General features: G+C 67.4%; 26 protein-coding genes. 17 read left to right on the forward strand and 9 right to left on the reverse strand.

The window, feature by feature from the left end; translation table 11 throughout:
- Positions 1 to 118: 118 nt before the first annotated feature.
- Positions 119 to 1207 carry an MbnH family di-heme enzyme gene (locus ACODRX_RS08270; protein ID WP_488870851.1) on the forward strand — a complete coding sequence of 363 codons (1089 nt, stop codon included), beginning with the start codon at positions 119 to 121 and terminating at the stop codon, positions 1205 to 1207.
- Positions 1208 to 1212: 5 nt separating this feature from the next.
- Positions 1213 to 1695, forward strand: coding sequence for a tRNA (N6-threonylcarbamoyladenosine(37)-N6)-methyltransferase TrmO (gene tsaA / locus ACODRX_RS08275; protein WP_488870853.1), 483 nt, complete (start codon positions 1213 to 1215; stop codon positions 1693 to 1695).
- Between the two features lie 226 nt (positions 1696 to 1921).
- On the opposite strand, the gene ACODRX_RS08280 is transcribed toward tsaA, so the two are convergent.
- Complete coding sequence (locus ACODRX_RS08280) at positions 1922 to 2728, reverse strand: IclR family transcriptional regulator (protein ID WP_488870855.1); 807 nt, start codon at positions 2726 to 2728, stop codon at positions 1922 to 1924.
- Positions 2729 to 2885: 157 nt separating this feature from the next.
- Here ACODRX_RS08280 and ACODRX_RS08285 point away from each other — a divergent pair, with 157 nt between their 5' ends.
- The 3 genes from ACODRX_RS08285 to ACODRX_RS08295 are packed head-to-tail and all read left to right on the forward strand — an operon-like array spanning position 2886 to position 6251.
- On the forward strand, positions 2886 to 3881 hold the full coding sequence (locus ACODRX_RS08285; RefSeq protein ID WP_488870857.1) for a tripartite tricarboxylate transporter substrate binding protein: 996 nt from the start codon (positions 2886 to 2888) through the stop codon (positions 3879 to 3881).
- A 26-nt stretch (positions 3882 to 3907) separates the two neighbouring features.
- On the forward strand, positions 3908 to 5437 hold the full coding sequence (locus ACODRX_RS08290) for a class I adenylate-forming enzyme family protein (RefSeq protein ID WP_488870859.1): 1530 nt from the start codon (positions 3908 to 3910) through the stop codon (positions 5435 to 5437).
- 22 nt (positions 5438 to 5459) lie between these two features.
- A complete protein-coding gene (locus ACODRX_RS08295; protein ID WP_488870860.1) occupies positions 5460 to 6251 on the forward strand; it encodes a citryl-CoA lyase in 792 nt (263 codons plus the stop codon).
- An 18-nt stretch (positions 6252 to 6269) separates the two neighbouring features.
- Here ACODRX_RS08295 and parC read toward each other — a convergent pair whose 3' ends face one another.
- Both parC and ACODRX_RS08305 read right to left on the reverse strand, forming a co-directional pair.
- Positions 6270 to 8630, reverse strand: a complete 2361-nt coding sequence (gene parC, locus ACODRX_RS08300) for a DNA topoisomerase IV subunit A (protein ID WP_488870862.1) — start codon at positions 8628 to 8630, stop codon at positions 6270 to 6272.
- An 81-nt stretch (positions 8631 to 8711) separates the two neighbouring features.
- Complete coding sequence (locus tag ACODRX_RS08305) at positions 8712 to 10688, reverse strand: DNA topoisomerase IV subunit B (RefSeq protein WP_488870864.1); 1977 nt, start codon at positions 10686 to 10688, stop codon at positions 8712 to 8714.
- Positions 10689 to 10825: 137 nt separating this feature from the next.
- Between ACODRX_RS08305 and ACODRX_RS08310 the strand changes: the two genes are divergently transcribed.
- The 4 genes from ACODRX_RS08310 to ACODRX_RS08325 are packed head-to-tail and all read left to right on the forward strand — an operon-like array spanning position 10826 to position 13038.
- Positions 10826 to 12049, forward strand: a complete 1224-nt coding sequence (locus ACODRX_RS08310; protein ID WP_488870938.1) for an MFS transporter — start codon at positions 10826 to 10828, stop codon at positions 12047 to 12049.
- 7 nt (positions 12050 to 12056) lie between these two features.
- Positions 12057 to 12221 carry a hypothetical protein gene (locus tag ACODRX_RS08315; RefSeq protein WP_488870865.1) on the forward strand — a complete coding sequence of 55 codons (165 nt, stop codon included), beginning with the start codon at positions 12057 to 12059 and terminating at the stop codon, positions 12219 to 12221.
- A 22-nt stretch (positions 12222 to 12243) separates the two neighbouring features.
- Complete coding sequence (locus ACODRX_RS08320; RefSeq protein WP_488870867.1) at positions 12244 to 12774, forward strand: class I SAM-dependent methyltransferase; 531 nt, start codon at positions 12244 to 12246, stop codon at positions 12772 to 12774.
- A 33-nt stretch (positions 12775 to 12807) separates the two neighbouring features.
- Positions 12808 to 13038 (forward strand): putative hemolysin, encoded by a 231-nt coding sequence (locus tag ACODRX_RS08325; RefSeq protein WP_488870869.1) that lies wholly within the window; start codon positions 12808 to 12810, stop codon positions 13036 to 13038.
- Between the two features lie 13 nt (positions 13039 to 13051).
- Here the strand turns inward: ACODRX_RS08325 and ACODRX_RS08330 are convergent, their stop codons facing one another.
- Positions 13052 to 13768: an MgtC/SapB family protein gene (locus tag ACODRX_RS08330; protein ID WP_488870940.1), complete on the reverse strand. Its 717-nt coding sequence runs from the start codon at positions 13766 to 13768 to the stop codon at positions 13052 to 13054.
- Between the two features lie 181 nt (positions 13769 to 13949).
- Here ACODRX_RS08330 and dapA point away from each other — a divergent pair, with 181 nt between their 5' ends.
- On the forward strand, positions 13950 to 14846 hold the full coding sequence (gene dapA / locus ACODRX_RS08335; RefSeq protein ID WP_488870870.1) for a 4-hydroxy-tetrahydrodipicolinate synthase: 897 nt from the start codon (positions 13950 to 13952) through the stop codon (positions 14844 to 14846).
- Positions 14847 to 14881: 35 nt separating this feature from the next.
- Positions 14882 to 15988: an NlpB/DapX family lipoprotein gene (gene bamC / locus ACODRX_RS08340; RefSeq protein WP_488870871.1), complete on the forward strand. Its 1107-nt coding sequence runs from the start codon at positions 14882 to 14884 to the stop codon at positions 15986 to 15988.
- Positions 15989 to 16084: 96 nt separating this feature from the next.
- Here the strand turns inward: bamC and ACODRX_RS08345 are convergent, their stop codons facing one another.
- The 4 genes from ACODRX_RS08345 to ACODRX_RS08360 form a co-directional block, all read right to left on the reverse strand.
- Positions 16085 to 16351: a hypothetical protein gene (locus ACODRX_RS08345; protein WP_488870873.1), complete on the reverse strand. Its 267-nt coding sequence runs from the start codon at positions 16349 to 16351 to the stop codon at positions 16085 to 16087.
- Positions 16352 to 16481: 130 nt separating this feature from the next.
- Positions 16482 to 17060, reverse strand: coding sequence for a Panacea domain-containing protein (locus tag ACODRX_RS08350; RefSeq protein ID WP_488870874.1), 579 nt, complete (start codon positions 17058 to 17060; stop codon positions 16482 to 16484).
- Positions 17061 to 17229: 169 nt separating this feature from the next.
- Positions 17230 to 17598 carry a hypothetical protein gene (locus ACODRX_RS08355; RefSeq protein ID WP_488870875.1) on the reverse strand — a complete coding sequence of 123 codons (369 nt, stop codon included), beginning with the start codon at positions 17596 to 17598 and terminating at the stop codon, positions 17230 to 17232.
- A 212-nt stretch (positions 17599 to 17810) separates the two neighbouring features.
- Positions 17811 to 18944 (reverse strand): JmjC domain-containing protein, encoded by a 1134-nt coding sequence (locus tag ACODRX_RS08360; protein ID WP_488870877.1) that lies wholly within the window; start codon positions 18942 to 18944, stop codon positions 17811 to 17813.
- A 53-nt stretch (positions 18945 to 18997) separates the two neighbouring features.
- Here ACODRX_RS08360 and ACODRX_RS08365 point away from each other — a divergent pair, with 53 nt between their 5' ends.
- From ACODRX_RS08365 to ACODRX_RS08390, 6 genes are all read left to right on the forward strand, one after another.
- Positions 18998 to 19522, forward strand: coding sequence for an FKBP-type peptidyl-prolyl cis-trans isomerase (locus ACODRX_RS08365; RefSeq protein WP_488870879.1), 525 nt, complete (start codon positions 18998 to 19000; stop codon positions 19520 to 19522).
- 43 nt (positions 19523 to 19565) lie between these two features.
- The gene (locus ACODRX_RS08370; RefSeq protein ID WP_488870880.1) at positions 19566 to 20135 is read left to right on the forward strand and encodes a GbsR/MarR family transcriptional regulator; all 570 of its coding nucleotides are present in this window, start codon (positions 19566 to 19568) and stop codon (positions 20133 to 20135) included.
- An 89-nt stretch (positions 20136 to 20224) separates the two neighbouring features.
- A complete protein-coding gene (locus ACODRX_RS08375) occupies positions 20225 to 20686 on the forward strand; it encodes a thiol-disulfide oxidoreductase DCC family protein (RefSeq protein WP_488870882.1) in 462 nt (153 codons plus the stop codon).
- Between the two features lie 15 nt (positions 20687 to 20701).
- A complete protein-coding gene (locus ACODRX_RS08380; protein ID WP_488870884.1) occupies positions 20702 to 21631 on the forward strand; it encodes an NAD-dependent epimerase/dehydratase family protein in 930 nt (309 codons plus the stop codon).
- Positions 21628 to 22023 (forward strand): DoxX-like family protein, encoded by a 396-nt coding sequence (locus tag ACODRX_RS08385; RefSeq protein ID WP_488870886.1) that lies wholly within the window; start codon positions 21628 to 21630, stop codon positions 22021 to 22023. The genes ACODRX_RS08380 and ACODRX_RS08385 overlap by 4 nt, the downstream gene beginning before the upstream one ends.
- A complete protein-coding gene (locus tag ACODRX_RS08390; protein ID WP_488870887.1) occupies positions 22020 to 22496 on the forward strand; it encodes a DUF2269 family protein in 477 nt (158 codons plus the stop codon). Before ACODRX_RS08385 ends, ACODRX_RS08390 begins: the two co-directional genes overlap by 4 nt.
- 97 nt (positions 22497 to 22593) lie before the next feature.
- Here the strand turns inward: ACODRX_RS08390 and ACODRX_RS08395 are convergent, their stop codons facing one another.
- On the reverse strand, positions 22594 to 23517 hold the full coding sequence (locus tag ACODRX_RS08395) for a Dyp-type peroxidase (RefSeq protein ID WP_488870888.1): 924 nt from the start codon (positions 23515 to 23517) through the stop codon (positions 22594 to 22596).
- Between the last annotated feature and the right edge of the window lie 18 nt (positions 23518 to 23535).

Here is a 23535-nt window from a genome sequence, read left to right on the forward strand (position 1 = left end):
ACACCGGCGCGCGTCGCGCCCATCCCGCCTGCGATGGCTCTGGCAGGCGTGCCTGCCAACGCTGGCGGCGGCCATCGCGGGCTGTGGCGGAGGCGATGGCGCCGAGGCGCCCACGCCCGTGGAGCCGCCGACCGCCGCCCCCTGGAGCTGGAATCTGCCGCCCGGCTGGAGCCCGCCGCCGGTGCCGGCCGACAACCCCATGAACGCCGCCAAGGTGGAGCTGGGCCGGCGCCTGTTCTACGACGTGCGGCTGTCGGGCAACGGCACCCAGTCCTGCGCCAGCTGCCATGCGCAGGCCAGCGCCTTCACCGACAACCGGGCGCTGGCGCGCGGCTCCACCGGCGAGGTACACCCGCGCAATGCCCAGCCGCTGGCCAACGTGGCCTACCACACCACGCTCAACTGGGCCGACCCCAGCGTCACCACGCTGGAGCAGCAGATGCAGGCGCCGCTGTTCAACGCCAGTCCGGTGGAGCTGGGCGTCAACGACGGCAACCGCGCCGAGGTGCTGCAGCGGCTGCGCCAGGACCCGGACTATCCGCCGCGCTTTGCCGCTGCGTTTGCCGGCGCGGCCGAGCCCTTGAGCTGGGACCACACCATCAAGGCCATCGCGGCCTTCGAGCGCACGCTGATCTCGGCCGGCAGCCGCTACGACCGCCACCAGGCCGGGCAGGAGACGCTGACGGATGCCGAAACCCGCGGCATGCGCCTGTTCTTCGGCGAGCGGGCGCTATGCTCGCGCTGCCACGGCAGCCCCGACTTCAACGACCAGTTCAGCACCGCCGCGGCGGCCGGCACGGCCAGCTTCCACAACACCGGCCTGTTCAACATCGGCGGCAGCGGCGCCTACCCCGAGCCCAACCGCGGCGTCTACGAACTCACCCGGCAGATCGGCGACATGGGGCGTTTTCGCGCGGCAAGCCTGCGCAATGTCGAGCTGACCGCGCCCTATATGCACGACGGCAGCATCGGCACACTGGAGGCCGTGCTCGACTTCTACGCCGACGGCGGCCGCAACGTGGGCAACGGCCTGTATGCGGGCGACGGCCGGCTCAATCCCTACAAGGATCCGCTGATCTCGCAGATCCGCCTCGATGCGCAGGACAAGGCCGATCTGGTGGCTTTCCTGAAAACGCTGACCGACCACACCTTCGTGAACCATCCGCAGTTCTCCGATCCCTTTGCCGCCAAGGCGGCACGCCCCTGACCGACATGCACGACACCATCACCCTGCGCCCCATCGGCGCCATCCGCAGCCCTTTCCACAGCACGCAGGGCATGCCGATCCAGACCGTGGCCGCAGCCGACGTGGAAGGCGAGCTGGAAGTGTTTGAGGAATTTGCCGCGGGGCTGCGCGACATCGAGGGCTTCGAGTACCTGATCGTGCTCACCCACCTGCACCAAGCCACGGAAAAGCTGGAAGTGGTGCCGTTCATGGACACGGTGAGCCACGGCGTGTTCGCCACGCGCGCGCCGGCGCGGCCCAACCGAATTGGCCTGTCCATCGTGCGACTGCTGCAGGTGCAAGGCCGGGTGCTACGTTTTCAGGGCAACGACATGCTCGACGGCACGCCGGTGCTCGACATCAAGCCCTATGTGCCCCGGCTGGACGTACGCGCCACCGAGCGCATAGGCTGGTTCGGCCAGGGCCTGCAGCGCCTGCCCTCTGCGGTCTCGGGCGATCGCATGCGGTGAGTTCAAAAAGAAGAGCATCTCGCGCTTGTTTCATATACGTTTCGAATATATTTCATATTGAAAACATTGCCACACAATCGAGAAATGCTCCTTTTTTCATAAGACCTGAATCAATCGTCCACGCCGATCATGACCGACGAGGCCTTGATCAGGCCATAGGCCTGGGGTGGGATTGCCGCATCTTGCGCACGGCCGCAAGGCCATGGCGCAGGTTCGGGCGCCGTCTTCACAAGCCCTGCGGCAACACCGTGTCCAGCACCTTGTGCACGGTATCGGCGACCAGCTTTTGCCGCGCTTTCGGCATGCGCTCCAGCATGGTGGCGACACTCACTGCCGCCAGCGGCAGGCCGCGCCTGGAGCGCACGGCCACGCCCACGCCAAGCACGCCGTAAGTGGCATGGTTGGCCACCACCGACCAGCCCCGCTCGCGGGTAGTGCGCACCAGAATGCGCAGCCGCTCGGTGGTCATGCCGCCATAGCGGTACAGCTCGGGCTGGCTTTGCTCGATCACGCGGCCAACCTCGTCATCGGGTAGCGCCGCCAGCAGCGCCAGACCTGCGGCGCCCACGCCCAACGGCTGCCGGTTGCCGATTTCTATGGGCAGCACCTGCACCGGATGCGCCCCCAGCTGGCGTGCAATGCAATGCGAGATATGCGCCTCGCGCACCACGGCGAATGCCGCATCTCCCAGCTGCGCGCTCACCTGCTCCAGCACCGGCTGCAAGCGCATGCCGATCACATGGCTGCCCAGCTTGCTGGCAGGCAGGCTGACCCGGGTGCTTAGCGCGTATTGAAAGCGCCCGAGCTTTTGCACATAGCCCATATCGACCAGGGTGTGCAGCAAGCGATAGACCGGAGCCCGCTCCAGCCCGGTGGCCTGGCACATGTCGATCACCCGCAACCCCTCCCACCCGGCTGCCCGCAATGCGTCCAGCAATTGCAGGCCCCGGCGCAGCGTGCGCGCACCCGCATCCGTTCCCGGCTGCATGTCCGCTGTTATGTCTTGCACCTTGGTTTTCGTTCGCCCGGCCATGGCTTTGCCTCCTGGTCGATGGCCTGCCGTTGCGTACCGGCCACCGTGCAGGCGATTTTAAAACGTCCGCTGTACGGACGTTTTAATTCGCGCCCGGCTCGCCTCCATCCCAATAATGAATCGGTCATCACAACACCTACCCAAGGAGACACCAGCCATGCAACACCACCCGTTGAACCGCCGGCATTGGCTCGCCCGCACAGGCGCCTTGCTGGCCAGCGCCGTGCTGGCGGCGGCAGCCCACGCAGACGAGCCCCCGTGGCCCGGCAAGCCCATCCGCCTCGTGGTCGGCTATGCCGCCGGTGGCGCCACCGATGTGCTGGCGCGCCTCGTGGCCAGCAAGCTCGGCCAGCAATTGGGCCAGTCCGTCGTGGTGGACAACCGCGCCGGCGCCAACAGCAATGTGGGGGCGGAACAGGTCGTGCGCGCGGCGCCGGACGGCTACACGCTGTACGTGCTGACCAATGCCAACGCCACCAACATGACGCTCTACGCCAAGCCAGGCTACGACGTCACGAAGGACTTCGCCCCCATCGGCATCTACGCCCGCATTCCCAACGTCCTGGTCGTCAACCCGAAGGTGCCGGTGCATACCGTGGCGGAGTACGTGAAGTTCGCCAACGACGCAAAGGACGGCGTCACCTTTGCGTCGTCGGGCAGCGGCTCGTCGATCCACCTGTCCGGCGAAATGTTCAAGATGTACGCCAAGGCCAACATGATCCACGTGCCCTACAAAGGCAGCGCACCGGCCGTGAACGACCTGCTCGGCGGCCAGGTGCAGTCGATGTTCGACAACCTGCCCTCGGTCGCCCCGCACATCAAGGCCGGCTCGCTGCGCCCGCTGGCCGTGACCACCGCGCAGCGCATTCCGCAGTTGCCCGACGTTCCCACCTTCAAGGAATCGGGCTACCCCGGGCTGGTGGTGTCCGCGTGGTTCTCGCTGGCCGCGCCGGCAGGCACCCCGGCAGCGGTGATCGCCAAGCTGAACACCGAGCTGGCCAAAACCATGGCCCTGCCCGACGTGCGCCAGCGCTTCAGCGAACTGGGCGCGAGCCCGGAGACCAACACGCCCGCGCAGCAGAAGGCCTTTATCGCCGAAGAGGTCAAGCGCTGGCAGCAGGTGATCCAGCAATCCGGAGCCCGCGTGGAATAAGCGGCTTTCGATAAGGAGTTCTCCGCATGTACCCCATTGATTTCTTCTGGCGGGCCGCGCAGCGCTGGCCCGAGCGCATGGCGATAGACGCGCCGCAGGCATCCTGGACCTATGGCGCCCTCGCATCGCAGGTGACGGCGCTGGCCGCGGCCCTGCAAGCCATAGACCCGCAGCCGCAAAGCCGCGTGGGCATCTGCGCCGGCAACAGCGTGGAGCACATCGTGGCGCTGCTGGCCACGCTGGCCTGCGGCAAGATATGGGTGCCGCTCAATCCCAAGAGCACCGCGCCCGAAATCCGCCGCATCACCGACGCAACCACGCCCTCGATCGTGATCGTGGATGCGGCCTGCGCCCCGTTGCTGGAGCACCTGCATGGCTGCGCCGCAACCACCCTGGTCTACACCGGCCAGGCAGCGCCAGCCGGCAGCCCGGGGATGCTGCTGGCAACGCTCACCGCCCGGCACCAGGGCGCCACGCCCGCGGTGTTCACGCTACCCGAGACCGCCACCCAGGCCATCAAATTCACTGGCGGCACCACCGGCCTGCCCAAGGGCGTGCAGCAGCCCTACCGCGCCTGGATGGCCAATATCGCCAACCAGATCCATGCCTGGGAGCTGGATGCGCACGACCGCTACGTGGTTGCGGCCCCGATCACCCACGGCACCTCGACCTACCTGCTGCCCGTGCTCGCCCAGGGCGGCTGCCTGGTGATCATGGCCGGCTCGGGTGCCGAGGCCGTGCGCGCCACGTTCCGCGACCGGGCCGGCACCATCTGCTTCATGCCGCCCACCCTGGTCTACATGCTGATGGCCCTGCCGGGCGCCAGCCGCGCCGACTACCCCCAGCTGCGCCGGCTGATCTATGGCGGCGCGCCCATGCCGGTAGAGAAAATAAAGGAAGTACGCAGCTTCTTCGGCCCGGTGCTGGGCACCACCTACGGCCAGACCGAAGCCCCGCAGATCCTGACGGTGCTGCGCCCCGAGGACTTCGAGGACGAACGCAACCTGGCTTCCGTCGGCCGAGCCGCGTGGTTCAGCGATGTCGCCATCATGGGGCCCCAGGGGCAGCTGCTGCCCACGGGAGAGGTGGGCGAGGTCGTGGCCCGCGGCGACCTGCTGATGAGCGGCTACTGGCAGCTTCCGGAGCAGACCGCCGAAACGCTGGTGGACGGCTGGCTGCATACCGGCGACCGGGGCCTCTTCGACGAGCGCGGCTTCCTGTACCTGAAGGATCGCCTCAAGGACATGGTGATCACCGGCGGCTTCAACGTCTACCCGGTGGATGTGGAAAACACCCTGGGCCAGCACCCGGCCGTGCATGAGTGCGCCGTATTCGGCGTGCCCGACGACAAATGGGGAGAGGCTGTACAGGCTGCCGTTCAATTGCGTGCCGGCCTCCACGCCACCGAGGCGGAACTGATCGCCTTCGTGCGCCAGCGCCTGGGCCCGGTGCAAACGCCCAAGCGCATCTTCTTCCACGCCAACCTGCCCCGCTCCCCCGTGGGCAAGGTCCTGAAAACCAGGGTGCGCGAGCAGGCCCTGGCCGCCGCCGCCTGAAACCTTCCCTGGAGTACTGAACATGAGCAAGCCAAGCCCTTCCAAGCCCGCCCCCACCACCAGCCTGTGCACCCACACCCTCACCAGCCTGCACTACGGCAATGCCAACCTGGTGGAAGACCTGATGGGCAAGAAAACCTTCACCGAGGTGATGCTGATGCAGATCCTGGGGCGCCCGCCACGCCCGGTGGATCTGCGCGTCACCGACGTGGTGCTGATCGTTCTGATGGAGCATGGCCTCACCCCCAGCGCCATCGCCACCCGGCTCATCTACATGAGCGCGCCAGAGAACCTGCAGGGCGCGGTCGCGGCCGGGCTGCTGGCCGTGGGCAGCTCGTTCGTGGGAACCATGGAGAATTGCTCAGGATTGCTGGACCGCATCCTGGCCGCCGAGGACCCCGCCGCCGAGGCGCTCCAGATCGCCCGGCACTACAAGGAATTGCGCTCGCCGGTACCGGGCTTCGGCCACCATCTGCACAAGCCGGTCGATCCACGCGCCTACAAGCTGCTGGAGCTGGGCCAGGCCGAGCCGGAGCTCAAGGGCGATCACATCCGCGCGCTGCAAACCCTCTCGCGGGCGGTCGACCAGGTGGCCGACCGGCCCATCACCCTCAATGCCACGGGCGCGGTCGCCGCGCTGCTGGGTGAGATCGGCGTGCCAACCCAGGTCATGCGCGGCTTTGCCGTGATCTCCCGCGCAGCGGGGCTGGTAGCGCACATCGTCGAGGAGCAAAGCGATCCGTCCGGCCGCTTCATCTGGGATACGGTGGAGCACGCCATTGCCTTCGTCAGCCCCGCATCCAGCCAGGATTGACGCACGGGCCAGCCGCCCTCACTCCACCCGGAACACCCCGTTCGGCTTGAAGCCCAGATCAGCCGCCTTGCCCTTCTTGGCGCGGCTGGTCTTGGCATTGTTCAGGCTGCGGATCTCCAGCGTCTCCTCGCGCTCCTTGCCGCCCCGGCCCAGGCCTTCGATGCGGATGCTGCGCGTGTAGGCGGCGGCACCGGCGAGGCGGTCCTTGTCCTCCAGGTCGATCAGCTTCAGGCCCTTGCCGCCGTTGGCCATGTGGTTGAGCTCGGCGATGTCGAAGGTCAGGATGCGGCCACCCACCGAGGCGCAGGCCACATGGGTGGCATCGGGCAGCTCCACGCTGCCGTTGGTGCCGCCCACGTGCGAGGGCCGGCACAGCTCGTCGCCGTCGGCCAGCGTGACGAAGGCCTTGCCGCCCTTCTGGCGCGAGACCATGTTCTCCACCAGCGCGATGAAGCCGTAGCCGCCGCTGGACGACAGCAGCAGGCTGGCCGACAGCGGCCCGGCAAAGTAGTAGAGGATGCGCGTGCCGGCTTCCAGCTCCAGCAGCGTGGTGACGGGCTGGCCGTCGCCGCGCCCGCCGGGCAGCTGCGCCACCGCGATGGAGTACACGCGGCCGTTGCTGCCGAACACCAGCAGCTGGTCGACCGTGCGGCACTCGAAGGTGCCGTACAGCGCGTCGCCCGACTTGAAGCCGAAGCTGTCGGGCGCATGGCCGTGGCCGGTGCGCGCGCGCACCCAGCCCTTTTGCGAGACGACGACGGTGACGGGCTCGTCCACCACCTTGACTTCGGCGACCGCCTTCTTCTCCTCCTGGATCAGCGTGCGGCGCGCGTCGGCAAAGGTCTTGGCGTCGGCCTCGATCTCCTTGACCATCAGGCGCTTGAGCGAGCTCGGGTTGCCCAGGATATCCTCGAGCTGGCCTTGCTCCTTGCGCAACTCCGAGAGCTCCTGCTCGATCTTGATGGCCTCGAGCCGCGCCAGCTGGCGCAGGCGGATTTCAAGAATGTCCTCGGCCTGGCGCTCGCTCAGGTCAAAGCGCGCCATCAGCGCGGGCCCCGGCTCGTCGCTGGCGCGGATGATGGCGATCACCTCGTCGATGTTCAGCAGGATGAGCTGGCGCCCTTCGAGGATGTGGATGCGGTCCAGCACCTTGGCCAGGCGGTGCTGCGAGCGCCGCGTGACCGTGGCCTGGCGGAAGGCGATCCATTCCTCCAGCATCTGGCGCAGCGACTTCTGCGTGGGCTTGCCGTCCAGGCCGACCATGGTCAGGTTGATCGGCGACGAGGTCTCCAGGCTGGTGTGGGCCAGCAGGCAGGTGATGAGCTCGGATTGCGGCGTCTTGCCGGTCTTGGGCTCGAACACGATGCGCACCGGCGCGTCCTTGCTGGACTCGTCGCGCACGCCGTCCAGCACCGACAGCAGCGTGGCCTTGAGCTGGTTCTGCTCCTGCGTCAGCGCCTTCTTGCCGGTCTTGACCTTGGGGTTGGTCAGGTCCTCGATCTCTTCGAGCACCTTTTGCGCCGACACGCCCGGCGGCAGCTCGTCGACCACCATCTGCCACTGGCCGCGCGCCAGCTCCTCGATGCTCCAGCGCGCGCGCACCTTGATCGAGCCACGGCCGCTGCGGTATGCGTCGGCGATGTCGCCGGCAGCCGAGATGATCTGGCCGCCGCCCGGGTAGTCCGGGCCGGGCATGATGGCCAGCAGCTCTTCGTCGCCGAGCTGGGGCCGCTTGATCAGCGCCACGCAGGCATCGGCCACCTCGCGCAGGTTGTGGCTGGGGATTTCGGTGGCCAGGCCCACCGCGATGCCGCTGGCGCCGTTGAGCAGCGCGAACGGCAGCCGCGCCGGCAGCTGGCGCGGCTCGTCGGTGGAGCCGTCGTAGTTGGGCACGAAATCCACCGTGCCCATGCCGATCTCGTCGAGCAGCAGGCTGGTGATGCGCGACAGCCGGGCCTCGGTGTAGCGCATCGCGGCGGCGCCGTCGCCGTCGCGGCTGCCGAAGTTGCCCTGGCCGTCGATCAGCGGATAGCGCTGGTTGAAGTCCTGCGCCATGCGCACCAGCGCGTCGTAGGCCGACTGGTCGCCATGCGGGTGAAAGCGGCCGAGCACGTCACCCACCACGCGCGCGCTCTTGACCGGCTTGGCCGCGGTGTTGCGGTTGGGGCCGCTGTAGCCCAGGCCCATCTGGTTCATCGCGAACAGGATGCGGCGCTGCACGGGCTTCAAGCCATCGCAGACGTCGGGCAGCGCCCGGCCCTTGACGACGGACAGGGCGTATTCGAGGTAGGCGCGCTGGGCGTATTGCCCCAGGTCCAGGCGGTCGCCGTCGTCGGGCGCCGCCGGCGCGGCCAGGTCCAAGGTGTTTTGATCACTCATAATTTGATAGCTGATTGCGCTTGCTGTACTGACTGTGCTTGCGCCAGCGTGGTTTTTTATTCAAATTCCGCCGAATGGGGCTCAGACGTCGATTTCCACATCGTCGCCATGCAGCTCCATCAGCTCCCGGCGTGCCGCGGCCTCGCCCTTGCCCATGAGCTGGGTCATGACGAGCTGGGTCTGCACCAGGTCGGTGGCGCCGAGCGTGATCGGCAGCAGGCGCCGCGTGTCGGGGTTCAGCGTGGTCTCCCACAGCTGCTCGGCGTTCATCTCGCCCAGCCCCTTGAAGCGGCTGATCTGGCATTTCTCGCGCGCCACGCCGTCCTTCTCGGCCTTGTCGAGGATGGCGACCAGCTCGCCGTCATCGAGCGCGTAGAACTTGGCGGCGGGTTTCTTGCCGCGCGCGGGCAGGTCCACGCGAAACAGCGGCGGCCGCGCCACGTAGACATTGCCGGCATCGATGAGCTTGGGGAAATGCCTGAAGAACAGCGTCAGCAGCAGCACCTGGATGTGCGAGCCATCCACGTCGGCATCCGACAGGATGCAGATCTTGCCGTAGCGCAGGCCCGAAAAATCAGGCTCGTCCTGCGGGCCGTGCGGATCGACGCCTATGGCCACCGAGATGTCGTGGATTTCGTTGTTGGCGAACAGGCGGTCGCGATCCACCTCCCAGGTGTTGAGCACCTTGCCGCGCAACGGCAGCACGGCCTGGGTTTCCTTGTCGCGGCCCATCTTGGCGCTGCCGCCGGCCGAGTCGCCCTCCACCAGGAAGACCTCGTTGTAGGCGGTGTCGCGGCTCTCGCAGTCGGTGAGCTTGCCGGGAAGCACGGCCACGCCGCTGCCTTTGCGCTTTTCCACCTTCTGGCCGGCCTTCTGGCGTGTCTGCGCGGCCTTGATGGCGATCTCGGCGAGCTTCTTGCCATAGTCCACATGCTGGTTCAGCCACAGCTCCAGCGCCGGGCGCACGAAGCCGCTGACCAGGCGCACCGCGTCGCGCGAGTTCAGCCGCTCCTTGATCTGGCCCTGGAACTGCGGATCCAGCACCTTGGCCGACAGCACGTAGCTGGCGCGGGCGAACACGTCCTCGGGCATGAGCTTGACGCCCTTGGGCAGCAGCGAATGCAGCTCGATGAAGCTCTTGACCGCCTGGAACAGCCCGTCGCGCAGCCCGCTCTCGTGCGTGCCGCCGGCGCTGGTCGGGATCAGGTTGACGTAGCTCTCACGCACCGGCTGGCCTTCCTCGGTGAAGGCCACGCACCACGCCGCGCCCTCGCCCTCGGCGAAGTTGTCGTCGTTCTTGCCGGCAAACTCCTCGCCCTCGAACAGCGGGATCACCGGATCGGCGGGCAAGGTTTGCAGCAGATAGTCCTTGAGGCCGCCCTTGTACTGCCAGGTCTGGGTATCACGCGTCTTCTCATTGGTGAGCGAGACGCTCACGCCGGGCATCAGCACCGCCTTGCTGCGCAGCAGGTGCACCAGCTCGCCCATGGGCAGGTGGGCGGATTCGAAATACTTCGCATCGGGCCAGACGCGCACCGTCGTGCCCTGCTTGCGGTCTCCCGCGGCCTGGGCGCGCTTCTTGAGCGGCTCGATTACGTCACCGCCCGAGAACGCGAGAGCAGCCGCCTGCCCCTCGCGGTAGCTGGCCACTTCGAGCCGCGTGGCCAGCGCGTTGGTGACCGACACGCCCACACCGTGCAGGCCGCCCGAGAAGCTGTAGGCGCCGCCCTGCCCCTTGTCGAACTTGCCGCCCGCGTGCAGCCGGGTGAACACCAGCTCCACCACCGGCGCCTTTTCCTCGGGATGCAGGCCGAAGGGAATGCCCCGGCCGTCATCCTCCACGCTCACCGAGCCGTCCGTGTGCAGGCAGACGCGGATCTTCTTGCCGAAGCCGGCCAGCGCCTCGTCGGCGGCGTTGTCTATCACCTCCTGGATGATGTGCAGCGGGTTGTCGGTGCGGGTGTACATGCCCGGCCGCTGCTTGACGGGCTCCAGCCCCTTCAGCACGCGGATCGAGGCTTCCGCGTAGTCACTGGTCTGCGTTGTCTTGGTTGCCATGGGGCGGCATTGTAGTGGCTTCCTTGGCAAAAAGCTGTATGAAAAACCAGTTAACAATTTCCAAGCGAATGCCCCGGCGACAGCACAGCCGCCCGGAACCCGCAACAATCGGCGGATTCGCTTCCCGCCCGATGGACATGCACAAGCAAGCACAACAACTCTCCCTGGCCCGCGTACTGCTGTGCGGCGGCGCGGTGGTCACGCTCTCGATGGGCATACGCCACGGCTTCGGGCTATGGCTGCAGCCCATCACCCAGGAGATGGGCTGGACGCGCGAATCCTTTGCGCTGGCGCTGGCCATCCAGAACCTGTCCTGGGGCCTGATCGGCATCTTCACCGGCATGCTGGCCGACCGCTTCGGCGCCACCCGCATCCTGCTGGCCGGCGCGCTGTGCTATGCGCTGGGGCTGGCGGGCATGGCCTGGTCGCCCAACACGCTGGTGTTCTCGCTCACCGCGGGGCTGTTGATCGGTATCGCGCAAACGGGCACCACCTACGCGGTGATCTACGGCGTGATCGGGCGGCAGATTCCGGCCGACCGGCGCTCCTGGGCCATGGGGGTGACCGCGGCGGCCGGCTCCTTCGGCCAGTTCTTCATGGTGCCGGTGGAGGGGCAGCTGATCGCCGGCCTGGGCTGGCACAACGCACTGCTGGTCTGCGCGGTGATCGTGCTGGCCATCGTGCCCCTGGCGCTCGCGCTGCGCGAGCCCGGGCTGGCCAGCGCGCGCCGGGCCGCCGCATCCGGCCCGCGCCAGTCGATCGGCCATGCCTTTGCCGAGGCCCTGCGCACGCCGAGCTTTCTGCTGCTGACCGCGGGCTACTTCGTCTGCGGCTTCCAGGTGATGTTCATCGGCGTGCACATGCCCAGCTACCTCAAGGACTGCGGCCTGCCGCCGCAAGTGGCCAGCTACTCGCTGGCGCTGATCGGGCTGTTCAACATCTTCGGCACCTACCTGGCCGGCTCGCTGGGCCAGCGCCTGGCCAAGCGCTATCTGCTGTCGGCCATCTATTTCATACGCGCCGTGGCCATCGTGCTGTTCCTGCTGGCGCCGCTGTCGCCCTGGTCGGTCTACGTGTTCGCGGCGGTGATGGGCTTCCTGTGGCTGTCCACCGTGCCGCTGACCAACGGCATCATCGCCCAGGTCTTCGGCATCCAGCACCTGTCCATGCTCAGCGGCATGGTGTTCTTCAGCCACCAGATCGGCAGCTTCCTGGGCATCTGGCTCGGCGGCTACCTGTACGACCACAGCGGCAGCTACCAGTCGGTCTGGTATGTGGCGATCGCGCTGGGCGTGTTCGCCGGCCTGGTGAACCTGCCGGTCAAGGAGGCGCCTGTACAACGCCTGCCGGCAGCGGCATGATGCGACCATGAACACGACTCCCGCCCCGCGCAGACGCTGGCGCCGCGCCGCCACCGGCACGCTCGTCGCGCTCGTCGCGCTCGTCGCGCTGGTGCTGGCAGGCGTCTTCATGCTCTATACCCGGCCCGAATTCATGCTGCGCATGGCCGACCATGTCTGGGCCTGTTTCTGATCGGCCGCGCAGCCCTGTCCCCATGCACTCCCTAGCCCTCGCGCCAGCCTCGCCCTGGATCACCCGCTTTGCAGGCCGGCTGGCACCCGGCTGCCAGGTGCTGGACCTGGCCTGCGGCAGCGGCCGCCATGCGGCCTACCTGCACGGCCTGGGCCACCGCATCAGCGCGGTGGACCGCGATGCGGCCGCGATAGCCGCGCTGCAGGCGCGCCTGCCGGGCCGCTTCATCTGCGCCGACATCGAAAACGGCCCCTGGCCCTTTGCCGGCGAGCGCTTCGATGCGGTCGTGGTCACCAACTACCTGTGGCGCCCGCTGCTGCCCCAGGTGCTCGCGGCGGTGGCGCCGGGAGGCTGGCTGCTGTACGAGACCTTCGCCCAGGGCAACGAGCGCTTTGGCAAGCCATCGCGCGCCGACTTCCTGCTGCGCCCCGGCGAGCTGCTGGAGCACTGCCCGGCGGCGGCCGGCTGGCAGGTGGCGGCCTACGAGCATGGCCAGCTGCCGTCGCCGCAGCGCATGGTGCAAAGGATTGCTGCACAGCTTGTTGCAAAATAGCCGCCCATGAGCCTCTGCAAATTCGTGATTGCCATGGCATCCCTTCCCCTCGCCGCCTGCGCGCTGCAGCCCTCGGACCCGCCCCCGGCTCCCGGGGTAGGCATGGCCAACCCCGCATCGGTGTACTGCCAGGAAATGGGCGGCAAGCTGGTGATCGTGAAGGAAGCCGCCGGCGAGCGCGGCATCTGCCATTTGCCCGATGGCACGGCGGTCGACGAATGGGAGCTGTTTCGCCGCGGCCACGCGCAGCCGGGCAAGCAGTAGGCGCTCGCACTCTTCAATCCCGGGTGCTGGGGCTCCAGAACGCATGCCGGATCGCCGCGATGGCCGAGAGCTGCCGCACCAGCCGGTCCAGCTCGGCGCCGTCCACCGAGGTCGAGGCCAGCGTGGCCTCGATCCTGATCTCGTCCTCGCCGAACTCCTCGATGTCGATGTCGCCCGGCGGGTAGCCGCCGCGCTCCAGCGCCTCGTCCAGCAGCGCCAGCGCCATCTTCTGGTGGCGCTTTTCGGCCACCACGAAGACGGTGTTGGTGACTTCGGCCGAGGCCACGTCGAGCGGCCGGCGGTTGAGCGCATTCACCACCGGGCGCAGCAGCGTGTTCGCCGCCAGCACGAACAAGGCGCCCAGAAAGGCCTCGGCGATCAGGTCCGCGCCGGCCGTGGCCCCCACGGCCGCCGAACCCCAGAGCGTGGCGGCGGTGTTCAGCCCGCGCACATTGCCCTCCTCGCGCATGATCACGCCGGCGCCCAGAAAGCCGATGCCCGAGACCACATAGGCCATCACGCGCACCGCGCCATCCGCCCCGGCCAGCGTATGCGCGGTGTCCACGAAGATCGCCGCGCCCACCGCCACGATCACATTAGTGCGCAGCCCGGCGGTGCGCTGGCGGTACTGCCGCTCCAGCCCGATCAGTCCGCCCAGCGCAAAAGCGCTGACCAGGCTGATGAAGGTATTGGCCATACCGGCCAGATGCACATTGTTCAGCGCCAGTATCGTGTTCAAGCCATTGCCCGCGTGTTGAAGACCGAACCGGAAACCATAGCAGGCGAAGATGACAGAAATCTTGCACTACTTTGCCATGCAGCAGCCTACCGTTACTCCAACCATGGTTTGAAACAGCAGCATGGTGCGCGCCACTCGTTAGAATGCGCTTTTCTGTAGAACCACCGTGGACATGACATCTTCCAGCGTTCCTCTCACCGGCAGCATCGTCGCGCTCGTCACACCCTTCCATGCAGATGGCAGCGTTGACTACCCCAGCCTGCGAAAACTGATCGACTGGCACATCGCCGAGGGCACCGACTGCATCGGCGTGGTGGGAACGACCGGCGAGTCGCCGTCCGTGACGGTGGAAGAGCACATGGAGATCATCCGCGTGTCGGTGGAGCAGGCGGCCAGGCGCGTGCCCATCATGGCCGGCTGCGGTGCCAACTCCACCCACGAGGCAATTGCACTCGCCAAGTACGCCAGGAACGTGGGCGCGGACAGCCAGCTGCAGGTGGTGCCCTACTACAACAAGCCCACGCAGGAGGGGCAGTACCAGCATTTCAAGGCCATCGCCGAGGCGGTGGGCGACCTGCCCATCTACCTGTACAACGTGCCCGGCCGCTCGGTGGCCGATATGCAGCACGACACCGTGCTGCGCCTGGCCGAGGTGCCGGGCATCGTCGGCATCAAGGAGGCCACCGGCAACATCGAGCGCGCGCAATGGCTGATCCGCGACGTGCCCGCGGGCTTCGGCGTGTACTCGGGCGACGACCCGACCGCGGTCGCGCTGATGCTGTGCGGCGGCCATGGCAATGTCAGCGTCACCGCCAACGTGGCGCCGCGCCTGATGAGCGAGCTGTGCAAGGCCGCCATCGCCCGCGACGCGCGCCGCGCGATGGAAATCCAGAACCGGCTGCTGCCGCTGCACAAGGCCTTGTTCCTCGAGGCCAACCCGATCCCGGTCAAGTGGGCTGCGGCCCGCATGGGCCTGTGCGGTCCGGCGCTGCGCCTGCCCATGACCGAGTTGAGCGCCGCGCTGCGCCCCGCGGTCGAGGCCGCCATGCGCGAGACGGGCCTGCTGTAAGCCGGCGCCGCCGCCTACCGATCCCCCTCACAAGGATGAGAGAAGTGAAACCGATTGCGAAACTGGGCCTGCTCGGCCTGACCCTGGGCCTGGCCGCGTGCAGCAGCACCGTGCTCGAAGGCGACAAGATCGACTACAAGAGCGCGAGCAAGGCGCCCTCGCTGGAGGTGCCGCCCGACCTGACCCAGCTGTCCAAGGACACGCGCTACGTGGTGCCCGGCGGCACGGTTTCGGCCGCCGCCTACCAGGTGCAGCAGGACAACCGGCCCAAGGGCGTGAGCAATACCGCGGTCAGCAAGCTGGGCGACGTGAGCATCGAGCGCGACGGCAACCAGCGCTGGCTGGTGGTGAGTCGCCCCGCGGACGAGCTGTGGACGCCGGTCAAGGATTTCTGGCAGGAAAGCGGCTTCAACCTGGTGGTCGACAAGCCCGACGTCGGCATCATGGAAACCGACTGGGCCGAGAACCGTGCCAAGCTGCCGCAGGACTTCATTCGTCGCTCGATCGGCAAGATCTTCGACTCGGTCTACTCCACCGGCGAGCAGGACAAGTTCCGCACCCGCCTGGAGCGCCGCGCCGACGGCAAGACCGAGATCTACATCAGCCACCGCGGCATGCAGGAGGTCTACACCAACCAGCAAAAGGACAGCACGGTCTGGCAGAACCGCCCCACCGATCCCGAGCTGGAAACCGAATTCCTGCGCCGCCTGATGGTCAAGCTCGGCGTGAGCGAAGAGCAGTCGCGCGCCATCGCCGCCGCACCGATCGCGCCGGTATCCACCGCCACCATCGGCGAGGCCAACGGCGCCTCGGTGCTGCAGATCAGCGAATCCTTCGACCGCGCCTGGCGCCGCGTGGGCCTGGCGCTGGACCGCACCGGCTTCACCGTCGAGGACCGCGACCGCAGCCAGGGCGTGTACTACGTGCGCTACGTGGACCCGACCACCGCCAACAAGGAAGCGGGCTTCTTCTCCAAGCTGTTCAAGCGCAGCTCCGATGCGCCGGATCCGCTCAAGTACCGCATCGTGGTCAAGGGCGCCGGCAACAGCAGCACGGTGTCGGTGCTCAATGCAACAGGCCAGCCCGAAACCTCGGCGAATGCCCAGCGCATCGTCAAGGTGCTGGCGGATGACATGAAGTAAGCCGCGGCAAGCCCTTGCCCGCCATGGCGCCACGCACCCCGGTGCGTGGCGTTTTTGTTTTCAGGAGAATGCCCCCACGGGGACTCGCCCGTAGCGCTATGCGAGCAGCTTCTTGATATACCTGGGCACCCGGACGGAAGTCGCCAGACCCGCGCGGATTCGCGCCAGCAACTCCGGACTGCAAGGCTCTTTGGCCTGCCAGACGGCTTGATCTACCATGGCCTGGACATGCGCCATCGGCTCAATCCGAGGATCGCGGTAGTACACAAAGCTGTCGTGCACGATGAACGGATGCTCTCCCGCCTTGATCACACACGCTGGATCGTGGGGGAAATCGGGTTTCACCGAGGTCACGCTCACCATGATGACGTGTGGCTGGCCACCATAACCATCCAAGCAGACAGGGCCAACCGCTATCGTGAACAAGTGCCTGTGCTCTGCCGGACCGGAAGGAACCAGCAAGCAAGCGCCCTGCTCGCAACTCCAGGCCATCTCAAGAAAATGCGGCCTTCAGCTGGGCCTGCTCGGCCAAGTGACGTATCGCAGAATCAATCCCGTCCTTGGAAAACCCCAGCGCAGAAAAAAGGCGGTCCAAAGGGATGGGCGCACTGGAGCCCTGCGGATCAATCCATTCGGGACAGGCATCGCCATGCGTGTACTCGACCAGCGCAAATTTGCTCATGTGCCCGAACTGCTCCCAGATGGCCTGCAGCACAGCGAGATCGCCATCGCTCAACTCCAAGAGGTCATCCTCAGGGGTTCTGATCATACTGGGGTCGCGCAGCCCAAGATCATGGCCAGCCCGGTCATCCACCCATGTCGCCCAGCCCCCCTCGACGCTCTGCAGAGCGCCATTCATATGGTCATAGGTCATGGAAAGAACCGGGCCATGCGGCATGGACACCAGCTTGTCGCCGGTTATGGGCTCCCCGTACTGCCGCAACGATTCGCGCTCGGCCAAGTACATCAGCTTCATCAGCTTCAGCAAAGGCAAGCGGCCACCCGCACGATGCAGCAAGAACGCTGCAGCCTGAGCCGTGCGCTTCTCATTGAACAGTGTCGGATATTGCATGGCGGCACGATCTTAGCATGCAGCTATTTTTCCGGCCGCCGGCCACCTGCGCCGCTGATCGGACAGAACCTGGCTTGCTGGCAGGCGCACCCAAAAGAAAAGCCCGCGCAACGCGCGGGCCTGTGCGATCAATGCAGGAGCCCCGCTGGGGAGCCCCGGCCTCGTTCGATTACTTCTTCTCTGCGGCTTCCTTGGCAGCGGTAGCGGCGTTGGCGGCTGCATCGGCAGCGGCCTTGGCAGCGTCGGCAGCGGCAGCGCCTGCGTCCTTGGCGGCATCCTTGGTTGCGTCCACAGCGGCGGTGGCGGCGTCCTTGGTGGCTTCAGCGGCGTTCGAAGCAGCGGCGGCTGCATCCTTGGCTGCGTCCTTGGCGGCATCGGCTGCGGCGCTCGCGGCGTCCTTGGCAGCATCTGCGGCCGGTGCCGGCGCAGGAGCTTCTGCGGGTGCGGGAGCCGGTGCCGGAGCAGCTTCTTCCTTCTTGCCGCAGGCAGCCAGGGCCACAGCGGTGATCAACGATGCGAGAACGAGGGACTTTTTCATTGCATTTTTCCTAGTGACGGTGAGATTCCGAAGTGCCGGCCCCGGGTGAATTCGCTTTATCCGGAGGCCCGCATATGGCTCGCTGCAAATTATAGGGACGGCACGTCAATTCCGAGTATCACCATGTTTGAAAAATTGTTGCCATAAGCCAACAGAAGCGGCAAGGCAAGCCCTGGGCCTACAAGGCGGCGCAGCCGGCGGCAACGCGATTGTCACGCCACCACGGCATGGGCCCAGCCGTCTTCGCACCATTGCGACAGCAGCGACAGCGCATCGTCGCTGGCACCTGAGACATCGCTGCGCGACAGCCGGCGCTGGTCGGCCAGGCGGCGCATCAGCGCGAAATCCCTGCCGGCCGCGCGGTAGCTCTCGCCATTGATGAACACATGGTGCTGGTCGTACATCATGCGGGTGCGCCGGTCCAGCGCCACCGCCTCCAGCATGCGGGGCGAATCCTCGGGCTCGAACCAGACGTTGAACTTGGGCTCGGTCAGCGATTCGCCCAGCGCGCGGGCCAGCGCCAGCGGCTCGGCCAGTTTTTTCTCCAGCGCCTGGCGCGCAAAATCCAGCAGCGCCGCGGGTATTTCGCCCGCATGTTCGGCCGCCGGCTGCTTCGGGTCCTTGTACAGCGTGCCGGGCTCGCCCGCGCCATCGTCGTCCGACAGGCGCGCCAGCAGGTCGCAGGCCAGCTCGTGCTGCGCGGGCGCGCGAAAGCCGATCGAATACGTCATGCACTCGCCCTCGGCCACACCGTCGTGCGCATAGCGCGGCGGCAGGTAGAGCATGTCGCCGGGCTCCAGCAGGTATTCCTCCTCGGGCTCGAAATCGGCCAGGATCTTGAGCGCGATGCCCTCCTTCAGCGCCAGCTGCCTTTGCTTGCCGATGCGCCAGCGCCGCCGGCCATGCGCCTGCAGCAAAAAGACATCGTAGCTGTCGAAATGCGGGCCCACGCCGCCGCCGTCCGCGGCGTAGCTGATCATCAGGTCGTCGAGCCGCGCGGCGGGCACGAAGGCAAAGCGCTGCAGCAGCTGGTGCAGCGCCGCACGGTGCAGGTCCACGCCTTGCACCAGCAGCGTCCATTCACGGGTCTTGAGCGCGGGCAGCGCCTTGCGGCCGAAGGGACCGTGCTTCACGCTCCACTCGCCGCCCCGATTCTGGATCAGGCGCGACTCCACGCCCTCCTCGCCGGCCAGCGCGAACAGCTCGGCACGCGGCAGCGGCAGGCCCAGCGCCTTCCAGTCGGTGACCGCGCCGCGCACCAGCAAGGGCTTTTTCTGCCAGTACTTGCGCATGAATTGCGCGGGGCTGATGCCGCCAAGCAGGGGCAGAGCTTGTTCAATATCCATGGAAATCTTTCGTCAACCACGGCCAACCACGGCCGAACTGCGACAATTCTCCTATGGAAATAACTGAACAATGCGTGGTCGCGCTGACCTGGACGCTCAAAGACAGCCTGGGCGAGGAACTGGACGTGCTGGACGAGCCGGTCGAGTTCCTGGTGGGCGGCAACGACCTGCTGGCCCGCGTGGAACAAGCGCTGCAGGGCCATGCGGTGGGCGACCGCCTGCAACTGAACCTGGAGCCCGAAGATGCTTTCGGCGACTACGATGAGGAACTGGTCTTCCTCGAGTCGCGCGCCCTGTTCCCGGCCGAGCTGGAAGAAGGCATGACCATCGAGGGCCATGCGCTGCCGGCGGGCACCAACCCCGAGGCGCCGCGCGATGCGCTGTTCACCGTGACCGAGCTCTACCCCGAGCATGTGGTACTGGACGGCAACCACCCGCTGGCCGGCATCGGCCTGCGCCTGGCGCTGCGGGTGGAGGGCGTGCGCGAAGCCACCGAGGCCGAGATCGGCGCCGGCACCTGCGGCACCGGCTTCTTCCGCGTGGCGCCGCAAGCCCCGGGCAACGATCTGCCGCATTGATTTCTGTATTGACAGAAATTAATGACAGCATAGAATCCGCAGCATGGAACTGAGCACGATCCAACGCCAATTCGTTCTGCACTGGGGTGAGATGGGCTCGCTGTGGGGCGTGAACCGCACGGTGGCGCAAATCCATGCGCTGCTGTTCGTGCACGGCCAGCCGCTCAATGCCGAGCAGCTGAGCGAGACCCTGGGCGTGGCCCGCTCCAATGTGAGCAACAGCCTGAAGGAGCTGCAGGCCTGGAATCTGGTGCGGGTCACGCACATGCTGGGCGACCGGCGCGACTTCTTCGAGACCAGCGTCGATGTGTGGGAGCTGTTTCGCACCATCGTGCGCGAGCGCAAGGAGCGTGAATTCGACCCCACCACCCGCATGCTGGCCGCGCTGATGCACAGCCCCGAGTTCGCGCTGGAAAGCGCCGATGCGCAGGACCGCATCCGCTCCACGCTGGAGCTGATGCAAAAGCTGGGCAGCTGGGCCGACGAAATGCTGCGCCTGTCGCCCGGCACGCTGGACAAGATCCTCAGCCTGGGCGCCAGCGTGCAGCGCTTCGTGCGCGGCGCGCCGGCGGCAGCCACGGTGGCAGCCCCGGCCGAGCTGCATGGCCCATAGCCGAAGAGCGCAAGGGCAGGATGAATCTGCCCCTTTTTTTAATCAGTTATTTCTGTTTTGACAGAAATAACAAAACAAAAGGAAGAGCAATGCCTGCCACCGATTTCCCGCTGACCGTGTACTACGACGCCAGCTGCCGCTTCTGCAATGCCGAGATGCGCAACCTGATGCTGCGCAACACGCAGGGCCGGCTGCGCTTCGTCGATTGCGCCGCGCCCGGCTTTGCCGGCGGCCCGGCGCCGCGGGAGGCGCTGATGCGCGCCATCCACGGCGTGGATGCCCAGGGGCAGGTCTTCATGGGCGTGGATTGCCTGTCGCGCGCCTACCAGGGCGTCGGCCTGCCCTGGGTGCACCGCCTGGCCCAGCTGCCGCTGCTGCGGCCCGCGCTGCACCGGCTGTACCCGATCGTTGCGCGCAACCGCTACCGGCTGCCGCAGTGGCCCATCGCCTGGATCTTCGAAGTGGCGGCCCGCCGCGCCGCCGAGCAGGCCGCCCGCCGCGCCGAACGCTGCGCCCAGGGGCGCTGCGATGTGAACGACAGCCATACCTAAGGAGAGGAGAGCACCATGCCAGATACCACCCAGACTTCCACCAGCCACACCTCGGCCGGCCGCACCTCAGCCGGCCGCACCGTGCTGCTGTGCGGCGCGCAAGGCTTCGTCGGCCAGGCCCTGGCGCGGCGCCTGCACGAGCGCGGCTACCAGGTGCGCGCCGCCAGCCGCCGCAGCCAGCCGCCGGCGGACTTCGCCCGCATGCTTGACCCCGCCGACTGGCGGCCGCTGCTGCAGGGCGTGGACATGGTCATCAATGCCGTCGGCAGCCTGCGCGGCAGCGCCCGGGCGCCGCTGTCGGCCATTCACGCCCAGGCGCCGATCGCCTTGTTCGAGGCCTGCGCCGAGCAGGGTATACGGCGGGTGATGCAGCTGTCGGCCCTGGGGGTGGATGGCAACGGCACCGACTACGCCCGCACCAAGCGCGCGGCCGACCAGCACCTGCAGGCGCTGATGGCCGCGGGGCGGCTGGACGGCGTGATCGTGCGCCCCAGCGTGGTGATGGGCACGGGCGGCGCCAGTACCCGGCTTTTCATGCAGCTGGCGCTGCTGCCGGTGCTGCTCATGCCCAGCCCCATGCTGCGCCAGCAGATCCAGCCGCTGGCGGTGGCCGACCTGGCCGATGCGATGCTGCGCCTGCTGGAGTGCGGCCACACCGGCCTGGTGGAGCTGGGCGGGCCCGAGCGCCTGAGCATGGCCGGCCTGGTCGTCAGCCTGCGCCAGCAGCGTGGCCTGCGCCCGGCGCCGCTGCTGCGCGCCCTGCCCGACTGGGTGAGCCGCAGCACCGCACGGCTGGGCGATGCGCTGCCTGCCTCGCCCTGGTGCAGCGCGGCGCTGGAGCTGGCCTCGCACGACAACTGCTGCGACCCGGCAGCGCTGCGCCACTGGCTGCAGCGCGAGCCGATCGCGCCGGCCCAGCTGCTGCGCAGCATGCAGGCTGCATGAAGCCGGCCGCAGCGACCGCCGCCCGCCCCGCGCCAGAGCAGCTGCGCTGGCTGCGGCTGAGCCTCGTGGCCGTCTGGCTGGCCACCGCCGCCGTCAGCCTGCAGCAGTGGCATGGCCAGAGCAGCGCGCTGCTGCAGGCGGCGGGCCTGGCGCCCGCCTGGCATGGCGGGCTGATCAGCGGCGGCGCGGCCGCCGACCTGCTGCTGGGCCTGTGGCTGTGGCTGCGCCCGTCGCGCCTGGCCTATGGCGCGGCGCTGGCCGGCATGGCGCTCATGACCATCGCCGCCACCGCGCTGCTGCCCGGGCTGTGGCTGCACCCGCTGGGGCCGCTGAGCAAGAACCTGCCGATCGCAGCCGCGCTGCTCCTGCTGATGAGAAATTCCAGACCATGAACGCCTACCTGCTCATCAAGACCCTGCACATCCTCAGCAGCGTGCTGCTGGTGGGCACCGGCTTTGGCTCGGCCTTCTACATGTTCTTTGCCAACCGCAGCGCCAGCGTGCAGGCACAGGCCGTGGTCAGCCGCCTGGTGGTGCGCGCGGACTGGTGGTTCACCACGCCGGCGGTCATCGTGCAGCCCCTGTCGGGCCTGGCGATGATGCAGCTGGCCGGCTGGCCCTGGCACACGCCCTGGCTGCTGCTGTCGGTGGGCCTGTACCTGCTGGCAGGCGCGTGCTGGCTGCCGGTGGTGGCGCTGCAGATCCGCATGGCCCGGCTGGCCCAGGCGGCGGCCGGGCAGGATGCGCCGCTGCCGGCCGAATACCGCCGGCTCTCGCGCCACTGGGAATGGCTGGGCTATCCGGCCTTCATCGCCATGCTGGCGGTGTACTACCTGATGGTGAACAAGCCGGCGCTGTGGGGTTGAATAGCAAAAAACATAGCTACTGGCGTTTGATATACAACGTTTTCAAATATGTTTCATACTGAAAACCTTAGCAATCAAGCGCTAGCAGCTCTCTTTTTTACTGAAAACCCAGCGCGCGCAGATCGAGCCGGCCGCCTTGCAGCGGCGGGCACCAGTAGTAGGCATTGGTCACCGGGCGCGAGATCTGGAACAGGCCGTCGAAGATGCCGTCTTCCTCGCCCGCCATGCGCCGCATCTGGGCCTCGAAGGCTTGCAGCGTATGGCCATAGCCGGCGAACATGGTGCCGACCGCATCGCTGCCGTCGGGCTGCACCTGCCACCACGGCATGTTGCGGCGCAGGATATGGGCGTCGAACGAGAAGCTATCCTGGTCGGTGCGCTTGGCGTGGGCCGAGGCGGGCGCGTCTTCCAGCTCTTCGTTGTCGGACAGGCGCCGGCCGATCATGTCGTCCTTTTGCTGGGTGCTCATGCGCTCGAACGCGGCCATGTCGTGCACCCACTGCTGCACCGCGAAGTAGCTGCCGCCGTCCAGGCCCTCGCCCAGCCCCCGGGCCACCGCGGCCTGCACCGCGGCTTCGTCGTGGGGGTTCTCGGTGCCGTCCTCGAAGCCGGTCAGGTCGCGCACCGCATCCTTGCCGTTCCAGCCGTGGCGAAAGCAGTCCACCACCTGCGCGCTGGCAAACGCCGGCGCCAGCACGGCGGCCACCTGCCGCGACAGCTTGAGCAGATCGCCCTGCTCGCCGCCGCGCAGCCACAGGCACAGCGCGTGCGGCGTCAGCGGTAGCTCGCCCTGCGGGCCCTTAAGCGCGGGAAAGCTGCGCAGCCCCGGCACCGATGCGCCCAGCAGCCGGGTGAGCGGCTCGCCCACCGCGACCACGGCCTGCGCGCCGCTGCACCAGTCGCGCAGGCGCTGCAGCGCGGCGCGCACCGCGGCGGCATCCCCCCGTACATCCCAAAACAGATAGCGGCTGACAGTGGGCAGCCCTGCCAGAATCCCCGGCTGGCAATTTGTTGCGGTCATCGTGTTTGCTTCCTGTCG

This window comes from Comamonas sp. FG99, from assembly GCF_057808605.1.